Origin of the sequence: Paenibacillus woosongensis (genome assembly GCF_030122845.1) — a bacterium.
Classification (GTDB): Bacteria; Bacillota; Bacilli; order Paenibacillales; family Paenibacillaceae; genus Fontibacillus; species Fontibacillus woosongensis_A.
In genome coordinates, this window is the sequence record NZ_CP126084.1 from 2,831,892 (window position 1) to 2,853,570 (window position 21,679).

The 21,679-nt window shown below is 48.4% G+C and carries 24 protein-coding genes and 1 pseudogene; 7 read left to right on the forward strand and 18 right to left on the reverse strand.

Annotation, left to right across the window (positions count from 1 at the left end):
* Positions 1 to 136 precede the first annotated feature (136 nt).
* From QNH46_RS12895 to QNH46_RS12920, 5 genes and pseudogenes are all read right to left on the reverse strand, one after another.
* Positions 137 to 694, reverse strand: coding sequence for a DEAD/DEAH box helicase family protein (locus tag QNH46_RS12895; RefSeq protein WP_283924681.1), 558 nt, complete (start codon positions 692 to 694; stop codon positions 137 to 139).
* 216 nt (positions 695 to 910) lie between these two features.
* A pseudogene (locus QNH46_RS12905) lies at positions 911 to 1,150 on the reverse strand (IS1595 family transposase); the annotation flags it as partial.
* A 157-nt stretch (positions 1,151 to 1,307) separates the two neighbouring features.
* Positions 1,308 to 1,976, reverse strand: a complete 669-nt coding sequence (locus QNH46_RS12910) for a pectate lyase (protein WP_283924682.1) — start codon at positions 1,974 to 1,976, stop codon at positions 1,308 to 1,310.
* Positions 1,977 to 2,207: 231 nt separating this feature from the next.
* Positions 2,208 to 2,759 (reverse strand): methylated-DNA--[protein]-cysteine S-methyltransferase, encoded by a 552-nt coding sequence (locus QNH46_RS12915; RefSeq protein ID WP_283924683.1) that lies wholly within the window; start codon positions 2,757 to 2,759, stop codon positions 2,208 to 2,210.
* The gene (locus QNH46_RS12920) at positions 2,756 to 3,337 is read right to left on the reverse strand and encodes a bifunctional transcriptional activator/DNA repair enzyme AdaA (RefSeq protein ID WP_283924684.1); all 582 of its coding nucleotides are present in this window, start codon (positions 3,335 to 3,337) and stop codon (positions 2,756 to 2,758) included. Before QNH46_RS12920 ends, QNH46_RS12915 begins: the two co-directional genes overlap by 4 nt.
* Before the next feature lie 149 nt (positions 3,338 to 3,486).
* Here QNH46_RS12920 and QNH46_RS12925 point away from each other — a divergent pair, with 149 nt between their 5' ends.
* Positions 3,487 to 4,398, forward strand: coding sequence for a DNA-3-methyladenine glycosylase family protein (locus QNH46_RS12925; RefSeq protein ID WP_283924685.1), 912 nt, complete (start codon positions 3,487 to 3,489; stop codon positions 4,396 to 4,398).
* Positions 4,399 to 4,467: 69 nt separating this feature from the next.
* The gene (locus tag QNH46_RS12930; RefSeq protein ID WP_283924686.1) at positions 4,468 to 5,253 is read left to right on the forward strand and encodes a hypothetical protein; all 786 of its coding nucleotides are present in this window, start codon (positions 4,468 to 4,470) and stop codon (positions 5,251 to 5,253) included.
* A 113-nt stretch (positions 5,254 to 5,366) separates the two neighbouring features.
* On the opposite strand, the gene QNH46_RS12935 is transcribed toward QNH46_RS12930, so the two are convergent.
* The 5 genes from QNH46_RS12935 to QNH46_RS12955 all read right to left on the reverse strand — a co-directional run bounded on the left by QNH46_RS12935 (position 5,367) and on the right by QNH46_RS12955 (position 8,886).
* Positions 5,367 to 5,792: an Rrf2 family transcriptional regulator gene (locus QNH46_RS12935; RefSeq protein WP_283924687.1), complete on the reverse strand. Its 426-nt coding sequence runs from the start codon at positions 5,790 to 5,792 to the stop codon at positions 5,367 to 5,369.
* An 82-nt stretch (positions 5,793 to 5,874) separates the two neighbouring features.
* Positions 5,875 to 6,660, reverse strand: a complete 786-nt coding sequence (locus QNH46_RS12940; protein ID WP_283924688.1) for a TIGR00266 family protein — start codon at positions 6,658 to 6,660, stop codon at positions 5,875 to 5,877.
* A 190-nt stretch (positions 6,661 to 6,850) separates the two neighbouring features.
* Entirely contained in the window at positions 6,851 to 7,318 is a 468-nt protein-coding gene (locus tag QNH46_RS12945; RefSeq protein WP_283924689.1) for a hypothetical protein, read from the reverse strand.
* 101 nt (positions 7,319 to 7,419) lie between these two features.
* Positions 7,420 to 8,565, reverse strand: a complete 1,146-nt coding sequence (locus QNH46_RS12950; protein ID WP_283924690.1) for an AI-2E family transporter — start codon at positions 8,563 to 8,565, stop codon at positions 7,420 to 7,422.
* A 51-nt stretch (positions 8,566 to 8,616) separates the two neighbouring features.
* Positions 8,617 to 8,886: a hypothetical protein gene (locus QNH46_RS12955; protein WP_283924691.1), complete on the reverse strand. Its 270-nt coding sequence runs from the start codon at positions 8,884 to 8,886 to the stop codon at positions 8,617 to 8,619.
* Positions 8,887 to 9,026: 140 nt separating this feature from the next.
* Here QNH46_RS12955 and QNH46_RS12960 point away from each other — a divergent pair, with 140 nt between their 5' ends.
* A complete protein-coding gene (locus QNH46_RS12960; RefSeq protein ID WP_430691826.1) occupies positions 9,027 to 10,424 on the forward strand; it encodes a TrkH family potassium uptake protein in 1,398 nt (465 codons plus the stop codon).
* A 105-nt stretch (positions 10,425 to 10,529) separates the two neighbouring features.
* Entirely contained in the window at positions 10,530 to 11,762 is a 1,233-nt protein-coding gene (locus QNH46_RS12965; RefSeq protein ID WP_283924692.1) for an aminopeptidase, read from the forward strand.
* 86 nt (positions 11,763 to 11,848) lie between these two features.
* Here QNH46_RS12965 and QNH46_RS12970 read toward each other — a convergent pair whose 3' ends face one another.
* Both QNH46_RS12970 and QNH46_RS12975 read right to left on the reverse strand, forming a co-directional pair.
* Positions 11,849 to 12,040 carry a hypothetical protein gene (locus QNH46_RS12970; RefSeq protein ID WP_283928430.1) on the reverse strand — a complete coding sequence of 64 codons (192 nt, stop codon included), beginning with the start codon at positions 12,038 to 12,040 and terminating at the stop codon, positions 11,849 to 11,851.
* Positions 12,041 to 12,083: 43 nt separating this feature from the next.
* A complete protein-coding gene (locus QNH46_RS12975) occupies positions 12,084 to 13,289 on the reverse strand; it encodes an MFS transporter (RefSeq protein ID WP_283924693.1) in 1,206 nt (401 codons plus the stop codon).
* A 232-nt stretch (positions 13,290 to 13,521) separates the two neighbouring features.
* Between QNH46_RS12975 and QNH46_RS12980 the strand changes: the two genes are divergently transcribed.
* Together QNH46_RS12980 and QNH46_RS12985 are read left to right on the forward strand one after the other, a co-directional pair.
* Entirely contained in the window at positions 13,522 to 14,136 is a 615-nt protein-coding gene (locus QNH46_RS12980; protein WP_283924694.1) for an RNA polymerase sigma factor, read from the forward strand.
* Positions 14,090 to 14,935, forward strand: coding sequence for a DUF4367 domain-containing protein (locus QNH46_RS12985; protein ID WP_283924695.1), 846 nt, complete (start codon positions 14,090 to 14,092; stop codon positions 14,933 to 14,935). The genes QNH46_RS12980 and QNH46_RS12985 overlap by 47 nt, the downstream gene beginning before the upstream one ends.
* Positions 14,936 to 14,981: 46 nt before the next feature.
* Here QNH46_RS12985 and QNH46_RS12990 read toward each other — a convergent pair whose 3' ends face one another.
* The 3 genes from QNH46_RS12990 to QNH46_RS13000 all read right to left on the reverse strand — a co-directional run bounded on the left by QNH46_RS12990 (position 14,982) and on the right by QNH46_RS13000 (position 17,606).
* Positions 14,982 to 16,265 (reverse strand): hemolysin family protein, encoded by a 1,284-nt coding sequence (locus QNH46_RS12990; RefSeq protein ID WP_283924696.1) that lies wholly within the window; start codon positions 16,263 to 16,265, stop codon positions 14,982 to 14,984.
* 390 nt (positions 16,266 to 16,655) lie between these two features.
* Complete coding sequence (gene gerQ / locus QNH46_RS12995; RefSeq protein ID WP_283924697.1) at positions 16,656 to 17,135, reverse strand: spore coat protein GerQ; 480 nt, start codon at positions 17,133 to 17,135, stop codon at positions 16,656 to 16,658.
* 48 nt (positions 17,136 to 17,183) lie between these two features.
* The gene (locus QNH46_RS13000; RefSeq protein WP_283924698.1) at positions 17,184 to 17,606 is read right to left on the reverse strand and encodes a cell wall hydrolase; all 423 of its coding nucleotides are present in this window, start codon (positions 17,604 to 17,606) and stop codon (positions 17,184 to 17,186) included.
* A gap of 283 nt (positions 17,607 to 17,889) precedes the next feature.
* Between QNH46_RS13000 and QNH46_RS13005 the strand changes: the two genes are divergently transcribed.
* Positions 17,890 to 19,218: an FAD-dependent oxidoreductase gene (locus QNH46_RS13005; protein WP_283924699.1), complete on the forward strand. Its 1,329-nt coding sequence runs from the start codon at positions 17,890 to 17,892 to the stop codon at positions 19,216 to 19,218.
* Between the two features lie 88 nt (positions 19,219 to 19,306).
* Here QNH46_RS13005 and QNH46_RS13010 read toward each other — a convergent pair whose 3' ends face one another.
* The 3 genes from QNH46_RS13010 to QNH46_RS13020 all read right to left on the reverse strand — a co-directional run bounded on the left by QNH46_RS13010 (position 19,307) and on the right by QNH46_RS13020 (position 21,596).
* Positions 19,307 to 19,726: a DUF2500 domain-containing protein gene (locus QNH46_RS13010; RefSeq protein ID WP_283924700.1), complete on the reverse strand. Its 420-nt coding sequence runs from the start codon at positions 19,724 to 19,726 to the stop codon at positions 19,307 to 19,309.
* Positions 19,727 to 19,935: 209 nt separating this feature from the next.
* Entirely contained in the window at positions 19,936 to 20,124 is a 189-nt protein-coding gene (locus tag QNH46_RS13015) for a hypothetical protein (protein ID WP_283924701.1), read from the reverse strand.
* Positions 20,125 to 20,306: 182 nt separating this feature from the next.
* Positions 20,307 to 21,596, reverse strand: coding sequence for a WD40/YVTN/BNR-like repeat-containing protein (locus tag QNH46_RS13020; protein WP_283924702.1), 1,290 nt, complete (start codon positions 21,594 to 21,596; stop codon positions 20,307 to 20,309).
* Positions 21,597 to 21,679: the final 83 nt, after the last annotated feature.

Here is a 21,679-nt window from a genome sequence, read left to right on the forward strand (position 1 = left end):
GTAACGAGAAGGTCAACCCTAATATTTTTAAAATATATGGCTATGTTAAATTCTAATGTTGATATTTGACCAAAAGAAAACCGCCTTCGTAGAATAGACGGTTTATTGCTATCCGTTAGTACAACAATAAAAATCACTATAAAGCGAATCTGTTCTTAATGATTTCAGCAACCTCACAAGCACTTAAATTCGAGTTGTTAATTCTGATGTAATTTTCTCTTTTAATTTCTCCCTCGAAGGAGTTTAATCGATGTTGCTCCATTGTCTGTAATAGATCCTGTTCAGAACGAGTAACATTCCTTTTTGTTGGTTTGTGTTCAAGTCTGTGAGGAGTCTTGTTACGCTCAATTCTTTTCTCAAGATCGGCTTCAAGCTCAACAAAATACACTTCGCCATCTTTATCTTCGATTGTTTTGCAAATTTTATCAACGTAGTCCCAATCCTCTTGCAAATCGAATCCCCATACATAAGTGAAAATCATTCCATACATATCACTATCAGCGGCGGCTTCAAATATGTCTTGACGAAATTTATTTACTAATCTCCACATTTCACGATTAAAACCGAATAGGGGAGCTAACATTTCAATTGTTACGTGATTGTGGAACAACTTTAGTTCAGTTACCTTCTCCAATTGATGTCCTACTGTCATTTTTCCTACCGCCTGCGGCCCAAATATTATAACAAATTTCATTAAATCATCCCCTTGGAAGATATTTCAATAATACTATCACTATTTGAACAAGATTCGTAGCAGTTTTATTAAATTAGACTGCCCGTTAGCTTAACAAGAATAAGCAGAAAGCATTCCTTGCTGTCTAAGTAACGAAACCAAGCCAAATAATGATGCAAATATTTAGTTGCAACACCGTTAAATCGATCCAACCATTTTTTCAAACGGCTGTGATAGCTGTTGACGTTTTATGTCTCCAGTGCGTGTTTTAACAGCGTACTTACCAAATCGCACAACAGAATGGTTTTTGCAATGTGGACAAACAAGCCCATCTTTATGTTTCTGCTATTGAATCTCATCAATCGCTCGAACTGGAACCGCAACTCCCTTCGTTCGTGACTGCAAAAAGTAGATAAGCTCTCGCTTACCAGTATCGTCCAACATATCAGCATGCTTTTTAAGTTCCTTTAGATCCATAGATAAATCATCTACGAACAATGATATTAGCCTTGTTATAGAACATTTGTTCGCGATTATCAATTATCAACAACGAGATTTAACAAAGCCAAATATATAAAAGACCTGCGAATGACAACACGTGCATGTCATTCGCAGGCCGTAACAGGCTAAACTATTAATATTGCGTATTTCCGGACTGGCTTGTGTTGCCGGATGCAAAGCCTTTAAATAAGGTAGGAACACTAGAATATCTCGTATTCGTGATTTTCCCGGTTGATGTACTACTGTCTGTACGCAGAATCGAATCTTTTACCTTGGAAATGTCGCAGTTGTCTACGTTCATCACAACTTTGAAAGTGGTACCGCCATTTTGCCGCACAAGCTTGCCGATGTCATTCGCTTTGAAATTCTTTATGTTGATCGTTCCTGCTGCATTGATTTGAAATACTTTGTCGTACGCCTTGTAAGCGCCTCCACCATTAATGTTAACGGTTCCAGAAGATTTGAGGGTAAGTGCATCTTCACCTACATCCGCCCATGTTACGTTGTTGATGTTGCAGTTTCCATAACAGTGAACTCCGTCAGCGCCCGGCGCCCCGATAATGACATTCTTCAGCGTGGCGTTCGCCTCCAGGCGAAAAATCGGTTTCTGGTTCTCAGCCTGGCTGCCGTCGCCTAAAGTATTCGGGTTGGCAACATAAGTTTGGCCTTTGCCGTCAAACGTTGTTCCTGCCTTAACGATAATTGTAGAGTCTACCGTAATGGACGCCGCGGATGCATGGAGCGCACCGAATAGTGTCATCACTAACGATAGGGCGAGAAAAAAACTAACTTTCTTCTTCATACAAATCATCCTCCCGATATGGTGTGGAGAGTTTATGCACACGTCTGCAATTTTTAACAAATTTGTGAACATTTTCTCTCAATCACAGATTAGTGGAGGATGATTCGCAAATCAATAGGACTTTTGTATCATATTTACATCTATGTTAAATTATAGAAAACTTATTTTAGGTTTTCCTATACCATTTTAACATACTTTCTTGCGGTGCAAAGCCTGGCAGGCTCAAAAATTTCAAAGAACCTCATATATGGCTCCTGCCTGTTTTACATGGTCCTCTTCCAGTTCGATTAAACGCGCCTTCATGTCCAGCCCGCCGCGATATCCCGTAAGGGCTCCATTTCTGCCTATGACACGGTGGCATGGAATGACGATCAATAACGGATTTGCCCCGATCGCGGCCCCGACGGCCCGTACGGCGGACGGTTTAGAGATTTTGCGGGCAATACCTGTATAAGATTCCGTACAGCCATAAGGGATTTCGGCGAGCGCTTGCCAGACCATCCGTTGAAACTCAGTCCCGGGAGCGTCCAATGGAAGGTTGAAGCATTCGAGCTCTCCTCGCAAATATCGACTCAATTCCTCCGCATAGGGACGCATTCTCGCTTCGTCCTCCCTCAAGCCGCAGCCGGGGAATCTCCGGTTTGCCCAAGCCGACAGCTCCGCATACGGCTGGTCATGAGAACCGACATAGCACAGTCCCCGGGTTGTTGCGGCAATATGAATGCTCCAATGATCCATCTGCAGCAATGACCAGTATAATGGGGATTCCGTTAACACTGTCATAATAATGTACCTCCTGTTCTATTCACGCATTCGCGGTATTCTGACGGGGTCTGTCCCGTCGCTTTTTTAAAAAGGGTGATAAAATAAGAAGTGCTGCCGATACCAACAGACTCGGCGATTTCAGCTATCGCTTTGTCGGTTGTGCGCAAATATTTTGTCGCCGTGTTCAATCTCCTTTGCTGCAGATACAGAGCTGGCGTCACCCCTTTAATTCGCTTAAAGGTGCGATGCAGATGATATGGGCTACCATGGCACATTTCAGCCAAAATATCCAGGGTGAGCTTCTCCCGGTAGTGGGCATCCATATACCCCGCAATCTGCTCCACCCATTCAGCGTCTGGAAGCCGGCCATGAGCAGGCTTGCATCTTTTGCAGGGGCGAAAATTCGCGGATAAAGCCTCCTCCGCATTGGCAAATATTCGGACATGCTCCCTCTTCGGCGGGCGGGATTTGCAGGAAGGCCGGCAGAAAATCCCCGTCGATTGCACAGCGTAAATAAATCGCTTGTCGTAAATCGCATTATTCCCTACGATCGCTTGCCATAATTCTTCGGTTAACGGCTGGCCTTGTTTTCTCATAGCTTGCTTCGCCTCCATAAACAAGTATAACTCCAGATTCGCCGAATTGAACGTATTTCCGAATGTAAAAGCAAGATATCGAAACTGCTAAACCAGCTTTCATGTTACAACTAGAATGAGCTCTAATCAGCTGGAATGGAGGAATAACTATGGATGCAAGCACAGAGATGAACCTGATGATAGACGTTCCCGAGCCATTTAGCTTTGCGCAAAATTTGGCTTACTTATTAAGATCGCCCAATGAATGCCTATATCAGATCCGGGACGGACAGGTTAGCAGGGCAATCACCATTAAGGAACACTTATCGATCATAGAAATCAGCGCTCATGAGGACAATTCGCTAAAAGTAACTATTAAAGGCGGCACTGCGCCCATCAGCCCATCGCTGCAATCGGAAGTCGCGAAATACGTCAGAGAATGGTTCGACATGGATCGAGATCTTCTTCCCTTTTATGAGATGGCCAGGGAGGATCGGCTGCTGACGCAAGCGGTCTCTTCTTTTTATGGATTGCGGGTGATCGGCATCCCCGATTTGTTCGAAGCGGTAAGCTGGGGTATTCTCGGACAGCAAATCAGTCTGGGTTATGCCTACACGTTGAAAAGACGGCTTGTTGAGCGTTTTGGCAAACAAGTAAGTGTTGATAGAGAGCAGTATTGGCTCTTCCCTTCCGCAGCCGACATAGCCGGGTTAACGGTCGAAGATTTCAGCGGGCTGCGAATGACCGTCAAAAAATGCGAGTACCTTATCGGTGCAGCCCGGCTAATTGCCGAAGGGGAATTGACGAAAGACAAGCTGCTGAATGCCGGCAGTTTGAAGGCGGCGGAGCAGATGCTTGTTTCCATTCGCGGCATCGGGCCGTGGACCGCTAATTATGTAATGATGCGTTGTCTGCGGATGCCCTCGGCTTTTCCAATCGATGATGTCGGACTGCATAACGCAATTAAACATTTAACGGGCAGCGACCGCAAGCCGACAAAGCAGGAAATCCGCACACTGGCCGCGGCGTGGACCAATTGGGAGGCATATGCGACGTTCTACTTATGGAGATTCCTGTACTGAGCATGCCGCTAATTGGAGCAAAACATGATAAAATAGAGTGGAATAAAAAAATAAAGGCGGAGAAAATATATGGTGCATTCGTTTCTGATCGAACCGGATACGTATACGGCCTTCTCGGACGAAGCAGAGCTCATCGATAAGTGCAAGGAATGGGGCCTGCTATCCGACAAAGCGGCTAAAATCAAAACTTTCTACTATAAAGGCCATGGATTAAATGAAGCATGCAGCATTATCGGATATGTCGATCATATTACGGCTGTCATCGAATTAGCGAACCATCAGAAGCATTGTATCCACCCTTCCTACCTGAAGGAAATGCAGGCCGCCAGCTATGGCGTCAAAGCCGGAGACGCGGCGGAAGCGCCGGACGATAAGGGCAATGAAACAGTCTCGTCTAAAGCAGCCGATGCGGAAGCGGAACACGAAGCTAAAAATGAAGCTGCCGCCGCTCCAGCGCAGGAGAAAGCGATCCCAGCCGACAATACGAACGACAAATTGCCGGCTGCGGCTGAAGAGGCCCCTAAAACCAGCAGTAAAAAAGCTAAAAAAACCAAGCTTGAGCTTCCGGAGGGCAAAGTGAAAATGGTGGCTACCGTCAAGGAGTTTACGACCATCCCCAATCACTTCTCCGATAACGACGACGAGGTCGTCATCTATGAGAATACGGCTGTCGTCGAGCCTGAAATCGAAATCGGGGACGCTTGGTCAAGCCATAGCGCAACCATGAAAAAGACCGGACTAGACATTGGAGATACCATTACCTTCGAGGCTAAAATCGTGGCCAAAAAACTGGCCAAGTATCCTGTACGGCACAAGCTCAACAACGTCGCCAAAATCGAAAAGCAGGAAGCTTAAGCCAATGCCTGCCCGATCAAAAAGCCGACTCACTCTTACGAGGGAATCGGCTTTTTGAGCTTCTTTTATCCGTATTGCTACCGTTTCTATGAACTCAGGGCATCACAAGGCGGTTATGGCTTGCTTTCCAAATCGCGCACGATATCCAGCAATGTAACCTGCTGAAGGGTGCTCTCCATCGCCTTCTGAGCTTCAGCAAAAACAGGTTCGATCGTCGACTGAATGTTGCGTCCTACCGGACAATTATCGTTCGTCTTGTCATGAACCGCGAACAGGCCATTCTCATCCACAGCATGGACAGCCTGGTAAATGTCCAGCAGCGTAATATCGGTTGCTTCCTTTGCCAGCTTCGAGCCGGCAACGCCCGGCCTTGCTTCTACGAGGCCTGCTTTGCTTAGCATCCCTGTAATGCGCCGAATTACCACCGGGTTGGTGTTCACGCTGTCCGAAATATACTCGGACGTATTCACGCCTCCCCGGTTCGTTTCCAGCACGGTCAATATATGAATAGCGACGGCGAATCGTGAACTGATCGTCATAGATATCCCTCCCGCCTATACTGTAACAAGTGTAGTTACACTAGTGCCGGATTGTCAATAGGAGGCCGGAGGCTAATTTGCTTTATCTTCCTTCAAACAAATTGCCCAGACCGCCTAAAATACTGCCTTCATCCTTTCGTCCCGAGTAGCGGGCCGCCGAGAGCACGCGATCGGCCATACGGCTGAACGGCAAGGACTGCACCCACACTTTGCCCGGTCCGCGCAGCGTGGCAAAGAATAGCCCTTCCCCGCCAAACAAGGCTGACTTAACTCCCTTCACGAATTCGATGTTATAATCGACTCCGGCCGTCATCGCAACCAGACAGCCCGTATCGAGGCGCAGCACTTCGCCCGGCGCGAGGTTTTTCTCCAGGACGAGACCGCCGGAGTGGACGAACGCCAGCCCGTCTCCCTCAATTTTCTGCATAATAAAGCCCTCGCCCCCGAAGAAGCCAGTACCGAGCCGGCGCTGAAACTCAATACCTACCGATACGCCCTTGGCTGCACAGAGGAAGGAATCCTTTTGGCAAATAATTCTCCCGCCGAGCATCTGAAGATCCAGCGGAATAATTTTGCCCGGATAGGGAGATGCGAAGGTGACGCTTTGTCTGTTATAGCCCTCGTTCGTAAAGACGGTCATGAACAAGCCTTCCCCGGTTAGAAGCCGTTTGCCCGCTCCCATCAGCTTGCCGACCAGCCCGCCGCCATTGTCGCTGCCATCGCCAAAAATCGTGTCCATCCGAATGTCCTGATCCATCATCATAAAGCTTCCTGCTTCGGCGACTACGCTCTCCCCCTGATCCAGCTGAATTTCGACGCACTGCATTTCGTTGCCGTAAATTTCAAAATCGATTTCATGTGCATTCATACGCAGTCCTCCAATAAATTAACATAATTATAGTTATGTAAATCAAAGATAGCTAAAGCGAAAATCCATTCCGTTTTGCTTATTTCATTATACACCGTGATCACCGCAAAAATAAAAAAGACATCCATTTCTCCGGTAGGAAAAGGATGCCCCGCAGGGGAACCGCATATCATAAATACCCATTCACCTGCTACTTGTATTCTAAAATATCTTGCATCTGCTTGGCCAATTCGATATAAGGACCTTCCGACAGAATATTAAAGGCCAAATGGGTCGCGCGCATGCTAAGCAGCTTATCGCCAGGCTGCAAACCGAACTGCTGCCATGTCCGGAGAGGAAGCTTGATATAGCGGTCCTTGCTCAACAGCACCCAGCAGAACATGCGCTCCTTAAAGGTAACGGCCTGCCCTTCGGGAAGGGAGTGGTTCTGCAGCTCAGGCAAGCTCCCAAAAATCGCCGCAAGCGGCGAATTTGGGATCAATTCTTTACAGACGACACTGAAACCCTTCGCCGTATTCCGGCCCGTCATCAAGATAATTTTGGAGTTCAACGTGATATTGTATTCCTGCAGGGCCTGATCCGGCAGGCAAAAAGATCCGTCAGGAAGTATTGTACTCCATGCGTAAAAGTACTTCCCGCCTTTAGCGGTTACTGCCATACTTATCATCCCCCGAGAATTAATGATAGCCTGTAGCATCATCATCTCCCAAGGGGATGGGATGGAGATATGACTTTGATCACCATGATCAGGAAATGAGCCTAGCGATGCACATCCTCCGAGGCTGGGACGGCCGCCTGCAGTGACGCGTCCTCCGGTGCAGCGTCGTCCTCCTCGTCCCCCTTCCTGCTGTCCAAATACAATTGATACATGCGCACGATAATGATTTTCGCCATCATATATACGGGAATTGCCAGAATCATGCCCAGAATGCCCGCGAAGTCGCCGGCGATCAGTAACAGAATAATTGTAGTCAGCGGATGAATGTTGATCGTCTTCCCATAAATATACGGGGAGATCAAATTGCCTTCGATCTGCTGGGAAACCACGACGATCACGATGACCCAAATCACCATCGATGTAGATTCGGTAAATGCCACGATTACACAGGGAACAGCTCCCAGAAACGGACCAAAGTAAGGGATGAAATTGAACAGCGCCCCGACGATGGCCAGCAGCAGAGGATAAGGCAAACCGATCAGCCAGAAGCCGATAAAACCCATGACAGCCAGCAGTACAGCGCTGATCATTCGCCCGGCAATAAAACCTTTGAGCCCGTTATCGATTTCGTGGATGACCTGCTCGCCGTCGCGCCGATAACGCTTCGGGAGCATCCGGGTCAAGGTTGGGGTGACCCGGTCATCCTGCTTCAGCATGTAGTATAGGAGGATCGGCGCCGTTCCCACGACGATGAAGAAATCGTTCAGAAAAGTGACGACATGGGAAATCGATTTGGTGGCCGCCTCGATCACGGAGTTGATAGACTCCGTCAGCTTGTTCGATATTTGCGCGTTCTGTTCGCTGAACATGGAGAACAGCCGGGATTGCCGAATTTCGTTGAACTGGGCTTGCAGCTCGCGAAGCAGCAGCGGTACATTATTCACAAAATCGGTCACCTGCTTCTGCAGCGGAGGCCATACGACGATCAGAAAGACCGTAACCACGCCAGCAAAAAGCAGGTAGATGGCCAGAATGGACAGCATCCGGTTCCAGCCCTTCCGTTCCAGAAACTGCACAATCGGCCGGAGCAAATAATACAAAAATCCCGACAGCATAACCGGCACAATCAGAATATTAATTAAAGTAACGAGCGGAATAAAAATAAAGCTAACCTTGGACAATAATAAAATGATCGTCAGGACCATAATGATGCCAAGGCAAATACGGTAAAACGGCTTTTGCAGCAAGCCATCTCCTCCCCTTCGGACAGTGTAACATCGCCGCTTGTCGCCTCCTCCTTATTCGGCTGGCAGCGTATCCCATGCCGCATCCAGCAGGCGGTCAAACATTTCGTCATCCTCTTCGATCCTTGCATCGACGAGCAGGAATTGCTCCTCAATCCCGGGTTCATCCGCATAATGCAGACTGTAGTCCCAATCGTCCCCCTTCTTGCTGAAGAAGGTAATTTCGTAATTGGCTTTATGCGATGCAACTTTAAAAATCGTTTTGCCTATGTAAGTGCCATCCTCCTGCCGTTGCATTTGTGCTTCAACGATGTGCAGCTCCATTTAGACGTCTCTCCTCTGCTCTATTAATTTTGTTGCGAAGAACGGTGTGAATTTTGTTAAAATTGCTCTATAATCGGTATACCTGCGCTAACGGTCGGCCAAGCCAGAGGCTTGCTCAGCTTTATTTATCGTAACATGTTTTGTTTCAATTTCAAGAAGTCTATATTGAGGTGCATACCAAAGTGCTTAAGCGCAAAAAAAAGCAAGATTCACTATCCCCTGCTAAAGTATTAACTTTTGGATTTACCCTTATTATCGTCATCGGCACGTTTCTGCTGTCCCTCGGGCCTGCCTCGGCGAGCGGGCAGAAGCTCGGTCTGGTGGACGCATTCTTTATGGCGACATCGGCCGTCTGCGTAACCGGGTTGGTTGTGGTCGATCCGGCAACGCAATTTTCGCTATTCGGCGAACTCACGTTAATCATTCTTACCCAAATCGGCGGCTTGGGATTTATGACGATGGGAACCTTGATCGCTCTCGCCTTCAACCGGCGCATTTCCCTGCGCGACCGCCTGGTGCTTCAGGAGGCGATGAAGCAGAACACGCTGGAAGGACTCGTCTCACTGATTCGGCGGGTGGCGGTTTACTCCTTTGTCATCGAATCGGCTGGAGCTCTGCTGCTAACCATAAGATGGTCTTTCGATATGCCTCTGAGTCAGGCGCTCTATTATGGAGTATTTCACAGTATTTCAATTTTTAATAACGCAGGGTTTGACTTGTTCGGAGCAGTACATGGTCCTTATAGCGGACTTTCCGCTTACGTCAGCGATCCTTTTGTCAATATTGTGGTCATCGTCCTGATCGTGCTTGGCGGCATCGGTTTTATCGTACTGGCGGATTTGCTGTCGTTCCGCACAACCCGCAGGCTGTCCTTGCATTCCAAAGTCGTGCTCACCGTATCAGGGATTCTTATCGTCGCCGGTTCGCTGCTTATTTTTGTGATGGAGGTATTCAAATCTCCCGCATTTCAGGAGCTGTCGCTGACGGATCAGATTTTTGCAGCGGTATTCCACTCCGTGAGTGCACGTTCCGGCGGAGTGTCGACCCTAAGCGTATCGGACATGCAGCAATCGACCCAGTTCCTGCTTCTGCTGCTGATGTTCATCGGGGCCGCGCCAGGCTCTACAGGAGGCGGAATCAAAGTAACCGTATTTGCCATCCTCATCGGCGCAATGTATGCCATGCTGCGTGGCAAAGAAGATATTGTATTCTTTCGCAAACGCCTGTCCAAAGAGTCCATTCTGCGGGCGATCACGCAGACTTGGCTGGCTCTGTTTCTTGTGATCCTTACTGCCATGATCTTATCCGCCGTGGAAGACCGGGCCTTTCTCGCGCTCCTATTTGAGACAACCTCGGCATTCGCGACCTCCGGTCTGAGCCTGGACGTGACGACGAAGCTGACAGATTTCAGCAAAGTGGTGCTCGGTCTCGTGATGTTCCTCGGCCGGATTGGACCGCTGACTCTAGTATACGCTTTGACTCCTAAGTCCAAAAAGGAGCTGTTTCGTTATCCAGAAGGCGATTTCATCATCGGATAAAGAATCATGCCTAGGACTGACCCGCTCGCTTGGATACACTTTCCGTTTCGTAGTACAATATAAGGTAGCTAGAATTATCTATGTCACTATGGAGGAGTTACAAATATGACTGATTTCGATCTGAAATTGCAAAAATATGCGGAGCTAGCCGTCAAGATTGGCGTTCAAATCCAGAAAGGGCAGAATCTGATCATTAATGCGACAATTGATTCCGCTGAATTGGTGCGTTTGATCGTGAAGGAGGCTTACAACGAAGGAGCCCGTTTTGTGAAGGTCAATTGGAGTGACGATACGGTTACCCGCCTGCGCTATGATATGGCTGCGGACGAATCCTTCCTCGACGAGCCAAAATGGTATGCCGGAGAAATGCTGGAATACGTGGAGAATAATGCAGCTGTGCTGCATGTCATCTCCTCGGATCCGGATTTGTTGAACGGAGTATCGACGGAGCGCCTGACCAATCACCAGAAAACCTATTCCAAAGCAATGACTAAATATCGCCAGCTCCAAATGGCTAACTTCTTCACCTGGTCAATCGTTGCCGTCCCTTCCAAAGCATGGGCTGCCAAAGTATTCCCGAATCTGCCGGAAGACCAGCAGGTCCCTGCGCTATGGGAAGCAATCTTCCGCACCGTACGCGTAGACCAGCCCGATCCGGTCGCGGCTTGGAAGGAGCATATCGCGAACTTGAGCCAGAAAGCGGATTACCTCAATCGGAAGAAATTCCAGAAGCTGCATTATGTCGCTCCAGGAACGGATTTGACGATCGAGCTTCCGGCTGACCACTTATGGGTAGCTGCAGAGAGCGATAACGATAAAGGCGTCAGCTTCCTGGCGAATTTGCCTACCGAGGAAGTCTTCACCGCCCCGCTGAAAACCGGTGTCAACGGCACGGTATCCAGCACGAAACCGCTGAGCTACAGCGGCAATATCATCGATAAGTTTTCCTTGACCTTCGAGAATGGTAAAATCGTCGACTACAAGGCCGAGCAAGGTGAAGCGACCCTGAAGCAGCTTGTAGAGATGGATGAGGGCGCAAGCTACCTCGGTGAGGTAGCTTTGGTACCGCACGGGTCGCCAATTTCCCAATCCGGCCTCCTGTTCTACAATACCTTATTCGACGAGAATGCCTCTAACCATTTGGCCATCGGTGCAGGGTATGCCTTTACGCTGAACGGCGGCACGACCATGTCGCAGGAGCAGCTGCAGGAAGCAGGCCTGAACCAAAGCCTGGTTCATGTGGACTTCATGATCGGCTCCGGAGAAATGGACATTTACGGCATTTCAGCAGACGGCGAAAAGGAGCAAATTTTCACCAAAGGCAATTGGGCGATCTAATCTTTCGCCATTTGAACGGAAAAAGAGCCAAGCTGGCGCATTTATGCGCTTGCTTGGCTCTTCGCTTCTTGGCAATGATTCGCTTATCAATCGAGAATCATTACGACCAATACGGAAATGACAATAACGGAAGCGGCGTACATCACCGTAAGCCCTACGATATTTTTCGTCGTCCGCTTATCATAATTGGGGTTGCCTGTCCGGTTCTGTTTAGATGCCCCCACCCATAGCGTCCCTATTCCTGCGATTATGACCAGAATGATAATAACAGCATACATCCAGCTCACGATTGGTTACCTCCTCTGCAGCATCCTGCATTGATTATGACAAATGTCTCAGGCTTCGGGCAATACGTTTTGCACGAAATCGTTCGATAAAGATAGCCGAAATGCTAAGAATCAAGAGCAGGGCGACGAACGCGGACAGCAGCCAGGCGGATGTATCCGCTCCGACGACGTCCATGCTTTTGCCCATAGCGAGCGGCAAAGCCGCCCCTCCTGTCCCCCCTGCAGCGATAAGGATGCTAGGTGTAGACTCCTCGGCCCCAGGCAGCAGCTTGCTGGCGAATACAAGGGCGATCGAGAACAGCCCGGACATGAACAGTCCGAACAGCAAAATAAGAACGAACACGACGGACAACTGCCCGATAATGGCAAATAGCGATATGAGCACCAGGCTAGCAGCACAGCTCCACAACACATAGCGGCCGTAGGAAATGCGCTCTGCAATGACCCCACAGAATACGCGGCCTAGCGTCATGGCCATCCAGAACAAGGTAACGCTGAGCGCAGCAGTCGATTTGTCAGTTCCGAGCTTCTCAATTAGCAGGGAAGGCAGGAAGTTCACAAAGCTCATTTCCGTACCGACGTACAGGAAGAAGAAGAGCGTAAAGACGGCAAGCAGCAGCCCGCGAACTCCCTGATACTGTGAAAACAGCGCCCCTTTCTTCTCCCGTTTGACTTCCTTCGCGTTCAGCAAATCGTTTAATTCTCCAAAGTTGCTCTTCATCCAGGCCAGCAGCATCAGCAAAGCCGACAAAGCGATAAAAAGAAAGGAAAAACGCCACATTTCCGTCCGGATCAGCCAGCCGGCGATCAGCGGCATGACCAAAGCTCCGACCCCGAAAAATACCTCGAGCTTGCTCATCGCAACGGCCGTGCCTTCTTTTACCGCTACGATAATCAGCGTGCCGATAACGGCTTCGATCATACCAAATCCGAATCCGGCGACCGTCCCGACCACATACATCCATTCCCACGGAAGCAGCATCGTGTAGCAAACTTCAGCGATGCAGAGCATCCCTGTCGCGATGATCAGCCCTGTTCTTTTACCAAAATTGGATATAAGCAGCGGTGAAACAAGCACCCCTACCAGAAAACCGGCAAACTGCGCAAAAATCAGACTTCCGCCGGCCGTGTACTCCTTGCCGTAATGCTCAAGCAGGTTAGGCATAATCGACCCGACGACGACGTGCGCTAGACCGATTAGCAAATACGCCCAACAACCCATCCAAATTAAGCGTTTCATGTGTGCTAAGCTCCTCTCCCGATGCACCTATTTAATATGTATGACATCCAACTACTCTATTGTAGATTAAAGTAACAGGCGCGTCACCACTCTGCTGATGAACAACTGAAAGATTCACAATTCAGTGTAAGTTTTCATGTAGAGGGAAAAGATTCCTCTTCCGCCAAAAATCATGTAGAATGCATATAGATGAATATGAAAAACCGTTAGGGGAACCGGAGAGGAGAAAATCATGTCGGAACGCCTGAAATGGTTGCTCGTCGCTGATTTTTACGACTTAGCCGAGAGCGTTCAGGAAGAAATTTATTATGCTTTCTACGATCTTGTCTATGGATCCGTTTATTATATGATCAAAGATCATCAAACCAGCGAAGATATTATACAGGAAGCTTTCCTTAAAGTCGTTGCGAGCAAGCCTGCCTTCGACAGTGAGGTCGGGATGAAATCCTGGCTGAAAGTCGTTACGCGGAATACGGCCATCAATTTTTTAAGAAAAAGCAAAAAGTACCGTAACCATTTGGATGCGGATAGTGTTTATATAGAAATAGATCCATTCATCAACCCCACCGGCTCCGTTGAGCAAATCGTGGAAACGAAACTAATGGAAGAAGCCATCATCGATTACTTACATAAACTTAAGCCGGAATACCGATTACTGATGGAATACCGCTGGAAGCTGGGGCTGAGCTACAAGGAAATCGCCGAAAGGCTCCATATTAGCGAAGATGTTGTCAGACAGCGATTGCACCGTACGCGAGAAGGAATCAAAATAATGCTGTATAAAGAGTGGGGTGACCATATTGAAACGAAGCAGTCCCCGCGAAGCCGTATATCCCGCGGAGTTTAACATACTGTTTGATGAAGCCTTCGACGAGGCAACCAAGCAGCTTCCTCCCTATACCGACGCTTATAAGCAACAATCCTGGAATGCAATACAGCCGAAGCTCATGAGGCAGGCTAGACGCCGCAAACGCTGGAAATGGCTGCGCCGTTACGAGGTCATTGCTTTGGTTGCGGCATTTATGCTGTTTAGCGCAATTCTGTTCACGCCGCCAATCGTGACGGAAGCAGTCTCCCCCATCTATCAGGAATTGAGGAGCTGGGGCAACGGCATGAGCCAGATCATTTTTGGCAAAGGGCGGCATCCGGACCAAAGCGGCGTAACATATGCGCTGAATGCTTCCTATGACGAGGCAGACGTCAGCCAGCCGCCATGTCCGAAAGTATTTCCGTTGTCCATGAAGACGCAGCTGAACGATTTAAGGGAGAGCCTCCCTTTTTCGCTTCCTAAGATCACCTATATGCCTAGAGGATATATATTTAATTCGGCAGAACCGATTACCGCAAAGGGCTCTGCCCTTGAACCCGCGGAGAGCGGACAGATCGAAGGCGTATATTTGCTGTTCGAAACGCGGCACAACCAGCAATTGACCATGATGTTCAAGACACTGAAGGAAGACGAGATCATCCGCATGCCCTATGAAGAGAACATCGAGACGGTGACCTTGAACAATGGCACCATCGCTTATTTTACTCCGGGGAAAACGCAACAAATTACCTTCATGATCGGCGATATCTACTTCATGGCTGCAGGCGGTTTGGATAAGGAAGATCTTCTGAAAATCGCAAATGGCTTAGATATATAAGAAAGGGTGCCCTTTCGGGCACCCTTCTTCTCTGTTGTTATCTATGTTACGCGCCGGCTCCCTCTAGCGGAATCAACTCCTGCTTCACGAGCTTCACGCGCGATATTCTCTTGTTGTCGGTTTGTTCTACTACGTAAATATAGCCATCATTCTCGACAGATTGCCCGACCTGTGGCGGCAACACCTGGATTCTCGAATATAACCAGCCGCCGATCGTATCGTAATCATCCGAATCCAACTCCAGGCCGAACCGGTCGTTTACCGCTTCAATCAGCATAAGCCCGTCGATAGAATAGGTATCCTCGCCAATTTGCTCGATCCCGGGACGTTCCTCGTCAAATTCATCCTGGATTTCACCGACGATTTCCTCGACGATATCCTCCAGCGTGACAAGTCCGGACGTACCGCCGTATTCGTCAATCAATATCGCAATTTGCGTCTTGTTCCGCTGCATGCGCTTCATCAAGTCGCTGATGTGGGTGGATTCGGGCACAGCCATAATTGGACGAAGCAGGTCTAAATAATTCGCCGAGTTCGAACGTATCAAATCTTTTATATGAATAAAGCCGATCACGTGATCCTTGTCGTTGGCACATACCGGATAACGTGTACGCGTTCCCTCTAAAGCGATTTCCAAATTTTCATGCAAGGTGTTCTGGGTATACAGACAGATCATTTCGGTACGAGGTATCATGATTTCTCTTGCCGTTGTATCCGCAAATTCAAAAATGTTATCCACGAGGGACATCTCGGTACTATCGATCAGGCCGCTCTCGCTGCTCTCCTTCATCATCACCCTGATTTCTTCCTCAGTATGCGCTGAATCATGCTGCTCCTTAAGCGGCTCGATGCCGAATATTTTCAGCAGGCCGGATGACAAGCCGTTCAGTACCCAAATCATCGGAAACATCAATCGGTAGAACACTTGCATGGGGCGTGCCGACAGCAGGGTTACCTTCTCCGCATTGCGGACGGCCACCGTCTTCGGCGCCAGCTCCCCAAGAACGATATGCAGCACGGCGATAAGCAAAAATGCCGTCGCCAGCGAAATGGTGTATGCGGCCTTGCTCCCTATCCCCGTGAACTGAAAAATCGGATTCAGCAGACGCGCCACAACCGGCTCACCAAGCCATCCTAGACCAAGAGAGCTAAGCGTAATGCCCAGCTGGCATGCGGACAAATAACCGTCCAGACGGCTCATGAGTCCTTTTGCCGTGATGGCGCTCTTCTTCCCCTCCTCAATCAAGGCATCGATTCGGCCTGCGCGAACTTTCACAATCGCAAATTCAGCCGAGACGAAAAATCCGTTAAGCAGAACTAATATAATCATAAGTCCCACGTGGTAAATACTCGGTAAAGGGTCAGTCAATACGATTCCTATTCCCGCTGTACAAAAAGCGGAGAACAGGTGCACCTCCTTCGCGGTTTGAATTAATTTGACTGTGAACAGGTTCATGACCTTTTACATCTAATTATATTATTATACACTACACAGTCAAACGGCACGGTATGACAACAGACAAGAGTAAAGGGCTAATTTATTTTGTTTTCCACCTAAAGTTGCGGTTGGTACATCGATACCTAGCTTTTGCTGGCTTTTCCTATCGATTTGATGCTAATTCCCATATGAATGAACACAAATAGATCACAGAATGAAACAAGGCTGCCCGATCGGGCAACCTTGTTTTGCGTATCGCTGGCGATCGGATATGAAAGCCCGCTATCTTGACGTCTGCGGATTTCCGATCGTTCCCGGATATTGATAATACAGCGGTTCAGCAAAAGTAGCGTAGTCCAGATTCACCATGAGCAGAACTGTACGTACTCCCGTTGCTGGATCGCTGATAATGATATGGTCGCGGCCCGCCGCTTCGAGGACGCCTTTGAATATTTTCGCGTTCCATTCGGAGTTGTTCTCATAAGTCATGTAAAATGTGCCCACCTTGCCCAGGTTCAAGCGAAAAATGTTCTCGATATAGGATTGCTCGAATTGTGGAGTTGCCGTTGGTACGACCGTACCCGTCGGCGTCATCGGACTGCCGCTTGGCACCTGCGGCGGATACGGCAGCTGCATTCCCCCTCCCCCTTGCATTTGCATCGGCACTTGCTGTTGGGGAGAATAAGTGCTTCCCCCGGCGAAAGCTCCGGACGGGCTGTTGCCGATCTTATAGGTGACCGGCCGGTAATTTGGATTGAACATGGAAATATACCTCCTTTATTTCTTGTTTGTGAAGGGAGACAGCTCCCGTTAAAATACAGAAGGACAATTCTCAAAGGTTGGGGAGAAGAAGCAATGAGCCTTGAATCGCCCAGTGTTCTGCTGGTTGTACCAGGTACCCGGGCATTCGCCTTCCGGTCTGAAGAACCATAAAGCATTGCTCGCTGGCCATGTGCGCTCGCCGTTAATCACCCTTCTGGCCAGGCGGATGTCGGAATCGCGGGCTCTTTGATAGAAGTAGCCTTTTTGAGTGGCCTCGAACCCTCCGGGCGACTGAAATACCATTTGGTTCATGGTTCTTATATCCCTGAAATCAAGGCAATTGCCGAGTATACGGTTAACGCCGACGTTGCCGACCATCAACATGCCTAGTTCGCCTTCCCCTTCTGCTTCCGCACGCATCAGACGGGCCAGCATTCTGACATCCTCGGAGTTTGCTTTTATGACAGCCAAGTGGCTTTCCTCCTTCAATCTCTAATGAACGATATATCCTATGTGCATCCGCCCATATTTGTGCCTATTTTTTTGTTGTTTGTTGCCATGTCAATCCGGTATGGCCAAGGTTTGCGATGAATGCGATTTCATTTTTGAACAAATCGTGTCTATTTCTATGGACGCGCTTACATGAATAGCATATACTAATAATGAATCCATGCTTCGAACATATGGAGTCGGAGCAGAATGTTGCGAGAAGCGCTTAAGCTGTGCTTCACAAAACGAATGGGAGGTACGACTAATGAGAATCGCGATTGTTGGCGGTGGACTTTCAGGGTTAACGGCCGCTGCTTATCTGTCCGACAGTCCGGGTATACAGGGAACAGTGTTCGAGCGTAGCCCACAGTTGGGCGGTAGAGCCTTTACTTATGAGAAATCAGGTTTCACGCTGAATTATGGAGCACATGCGGTTTACGGCATCGACAGACATACGCTGCTGAATATGGAGAACGAGCTTAACCTCCGTTTTAACAGCAAGCAGGTAGACAAACGGAATGTTGTATATGCCAAGCATGGACAACTCACTCCCGCTCCGCTTGATTTCGTAAATATTATGAAGACTGGCGTACTTACGACGATGGAGAAAATTCGTTTCGTTGCAGAAGTCGCTGCGGTCATCACTAATATTCATCAATTGAAGAATTATCCGACGTTAGGCGAATATTTGAATAAGTCTAACGCTTCTCCTGATGTCAAAGAGCTGTGGGAGCATCTAGTCAGCTCCAATTTCTTCATCACCCCGGAAGAAGCGAGACGCGTATCCGGCGAAGTGATTGCCGAATACTACCATAACCTGTTCCTCTCGCACAAGCCGGTAAACTACATCCTCGGCAGCTGGTCAACGATTACGAATCAGCTGGTGGATAAGATTTCCCAGAACAAGGATTGGGAAATTGCCGTTAAGGAGCCGGTTGAATCGATTACGATGGAAAATGACAAATTCATACTGAACACCAAAACTCGCGAATCATTAGTTTTTGATCAGGTCATTTTCGCTATGCCAGTACAGCAGGTCGCTAAATTGCTGGAATCGACACCTTGGGGCCAGTCCCTTGAACCTTACAAAAACAATACATCAACAGAAGTGCTGGTATACGATGTCGGATTCTCCAAGATCATCAATCGTCCCTTCCACTATATCAGCGATATGAACAACAAGCTGTTCATCAGCGACGTCTCGGCGACGGATCATACCGTTGCTCCCGAAGGCGGCCAGCTGCTGCAGGGCATCGCCTACTTGAATGATGACTTTGCGGATGAAGAACAGAAGAAGCAATATCTGGAGAGCAAGACCTTGCAGATGGAAGCGCTCTTTGATACTTACTACCCGGGCTGGCGCGACAATACGGCGGTTAAGCGCGTATCGAAGAAGGCAATGGTCGCCAGCGTCAAGAACATCCATTCAAATAAGCTGCTGCCCAATAGGCTGGATCAGGTTCCCTTCTATTTCTGCGGGGATGGCTGCGAAGGCAAGGGAGAGCTGGCTGAACGCGCCTTCTCAAGCGGGCGCAAGGTGGCCCAGGATATTCTGGCCAACACGGCCAACGTTAAAGCGCTATCTTATTCATGACAATCAAATGGCAAAAGAGCTGCCCGGCCTGGACAGCTCTCTTGTTGTTATTTGTAAGGCTCCTCAGCGGCAGCCTGCTTGGAACAATTCAATAATTTCTCCTCAAGTCACGATACCCATCATCCATATTCCGGGACGATCTGCCTAAACGTTCGAATCCCAGGTAGCGATTTCCTTGAAAAGACAGCTTACCTTGATCCCCTTCCGCACATTGTCCATACTCCAGTCCACTTACTGGAAATTCCAGCCGGTCTCCACTTTCTACCTCAAAAGTGATGAAGTACTTGCTATCCATCTGGCTTACTGCCGTATCCGTGTTATGGCGATGAGAAACCTCCGTACGTTTGCCCACGATAATTGTTGGGACAATGAGCAGCGGCTGCTTGGAGTTAATCGCGTACCTTAGTATTCCCCGGCCAACAGAAATGAGAATGATCCCTAGGATGATAATGAAGAAAATAGGAAGCGCAGTGTTCATAACGCCGAACATTTCCACCCAAGATTGCATCCTTCTCCCTCCTCGCATTAATGCCGGTAGTAGAACAATGTTAATGGTTCTTTGGTCGTCCCTGTACTTCTCTTCTATGTATATGCCTTGGGCAGTGAAACTTGTCATAGGCCCCGTGATAAATTCCTGGGTCTAAAACAACAAAACCTCCGGTTCCTGAGCCTTGAACCGAAGGTTATGCTGATCGTGCCCTTACTATAGAGTGGAAACTATGCATAATAGAATTGCAGCAATTGACGAGTTTCTTCCGCTCCGGCCGCTTCTGCTTCCGGCTCATACCATCCATTTTCGGCCCAGCAGGCTTTGCAGGCTTCTTCTGTCGTACACAAATGCGCATCCTCACAATGGTAGCAAAATTGCAGCAGGTTGCGGGTTACTTGATCTTTGTCCGTTTTCATCTTAATCCTCCTATTATTTAAGCTGTCAAGCATTGTTCTTCCTGAGTTAAATATATCACACACCTCCCCTCTGACAATGTGATTAATTTCACAATTATATGAACAATTATTTTTTCTTTTGTATCTATAAAAATAAAGCCACTTATTCCCGCTGATACAGGAATAAATGGCTGCTGATTAAGCTATAATACACGCCAGCTGACGCCGCCGTCGAGGGTTTGAAGCAATAATGACCGTTTCTGATTGCTTTGCGCTACGAGCAGCCAACCGACTTCAGCTGTCGAGAATCTCAGTTTGACAATCTCCGGATAATCCGTCAGGATCTTCGTCAATACTTTGCTTTCCGGCAGCAGCGTCCAGGTCTTGCCCTGATCCAGAGTGTGATACACCTGGGAGTCCCGCAGCAGCCACCCTTCCTCGCTGCTTATAAAAGCAGGGGCTAAAGACTCGTTTAATCCGTCCTGCCAAAACGAATTAAATGGAGCCAAATTCCACGTATCCCCATTGTCTGCCGTGAAATAGCCGTTGAATTTCGTACTCTTCTCTTTCACACAGCCGATCGGTATCCAGCCGTTTAACGTTTCTGAAGAGAAAAATGGTTCTGTAGAAAAGAATTGCAGCTCCCCTGCCACAAATTTCTCACAGGATTTGTATTTAGCTGTAGAGAAGAAATCCTTGACCTCGGACCAGCTGATTCCGCCGTTATCCGTCGTGTACAGCTTGGGAATGCCTGAGCTGATCATACTAACATAGCCATGCATCCGGTCCCGGAACACCATGGAAAGCTCGGTTCCGGAGCTCGGAAGCAGATGTTCGAGAGCGGCATCCGAAGAAGAGAGGCTGCCCATGATTTTGGACCATGTCGCTCCCCCGTCTTCCGTTTGGTACAGCGTCTTTTCTTCCTTTTCCGGATAAGATTTCGCCGCTAATATCCAGCCATGTGAATCGTCCGTGAAATAAATCGCAGCAACCTGCTCCGATCCCGGAAGAGCAGCGATTTTCCAGGTAGCTCCGCCGTCACGGGTACGCAGCACAATCGCATCGCTTGAGCCGACAGAATTGCGAACAATCCAGCCATATGTTTCGTTATAAAAGAAAATATCACGATTGTATTTAGGATGATACGGAAATTGCACGGAAGCGGCCGGTGATATGCTTGTCCAGGTTTTGCCGCTATTCTGCGTAAGATACAGGCGCAGCTCACTGCGAGTCGACCCCCAGGCAATGCCCGCATTCTCGCTAAGCAGATGGAAGTCAGTCAGCCTCGTCTGAATTTGATACTGCTTCCCGTCTTCTGTATTGGCGGCTGTCTGCTCCGTTAGTACCTGTGGATTCTCAATCGTAATGACTTGCCCTTCCTCAACGGGTTCATCCTGAACCGGACTTACTGTCTCGCCTTGCTGGGAGGAACATGCTGTCAAGAGCAGGCAAGAAATCAGCAGCGCTCCGGTTAATTTATACCATAAACTCAACTATCTGCACCTCGCTTACCAGGTTCAAGCTGCATTTCATATTATATCATAAGATAGAAATCATAGATTAATAGCTTCCAGTA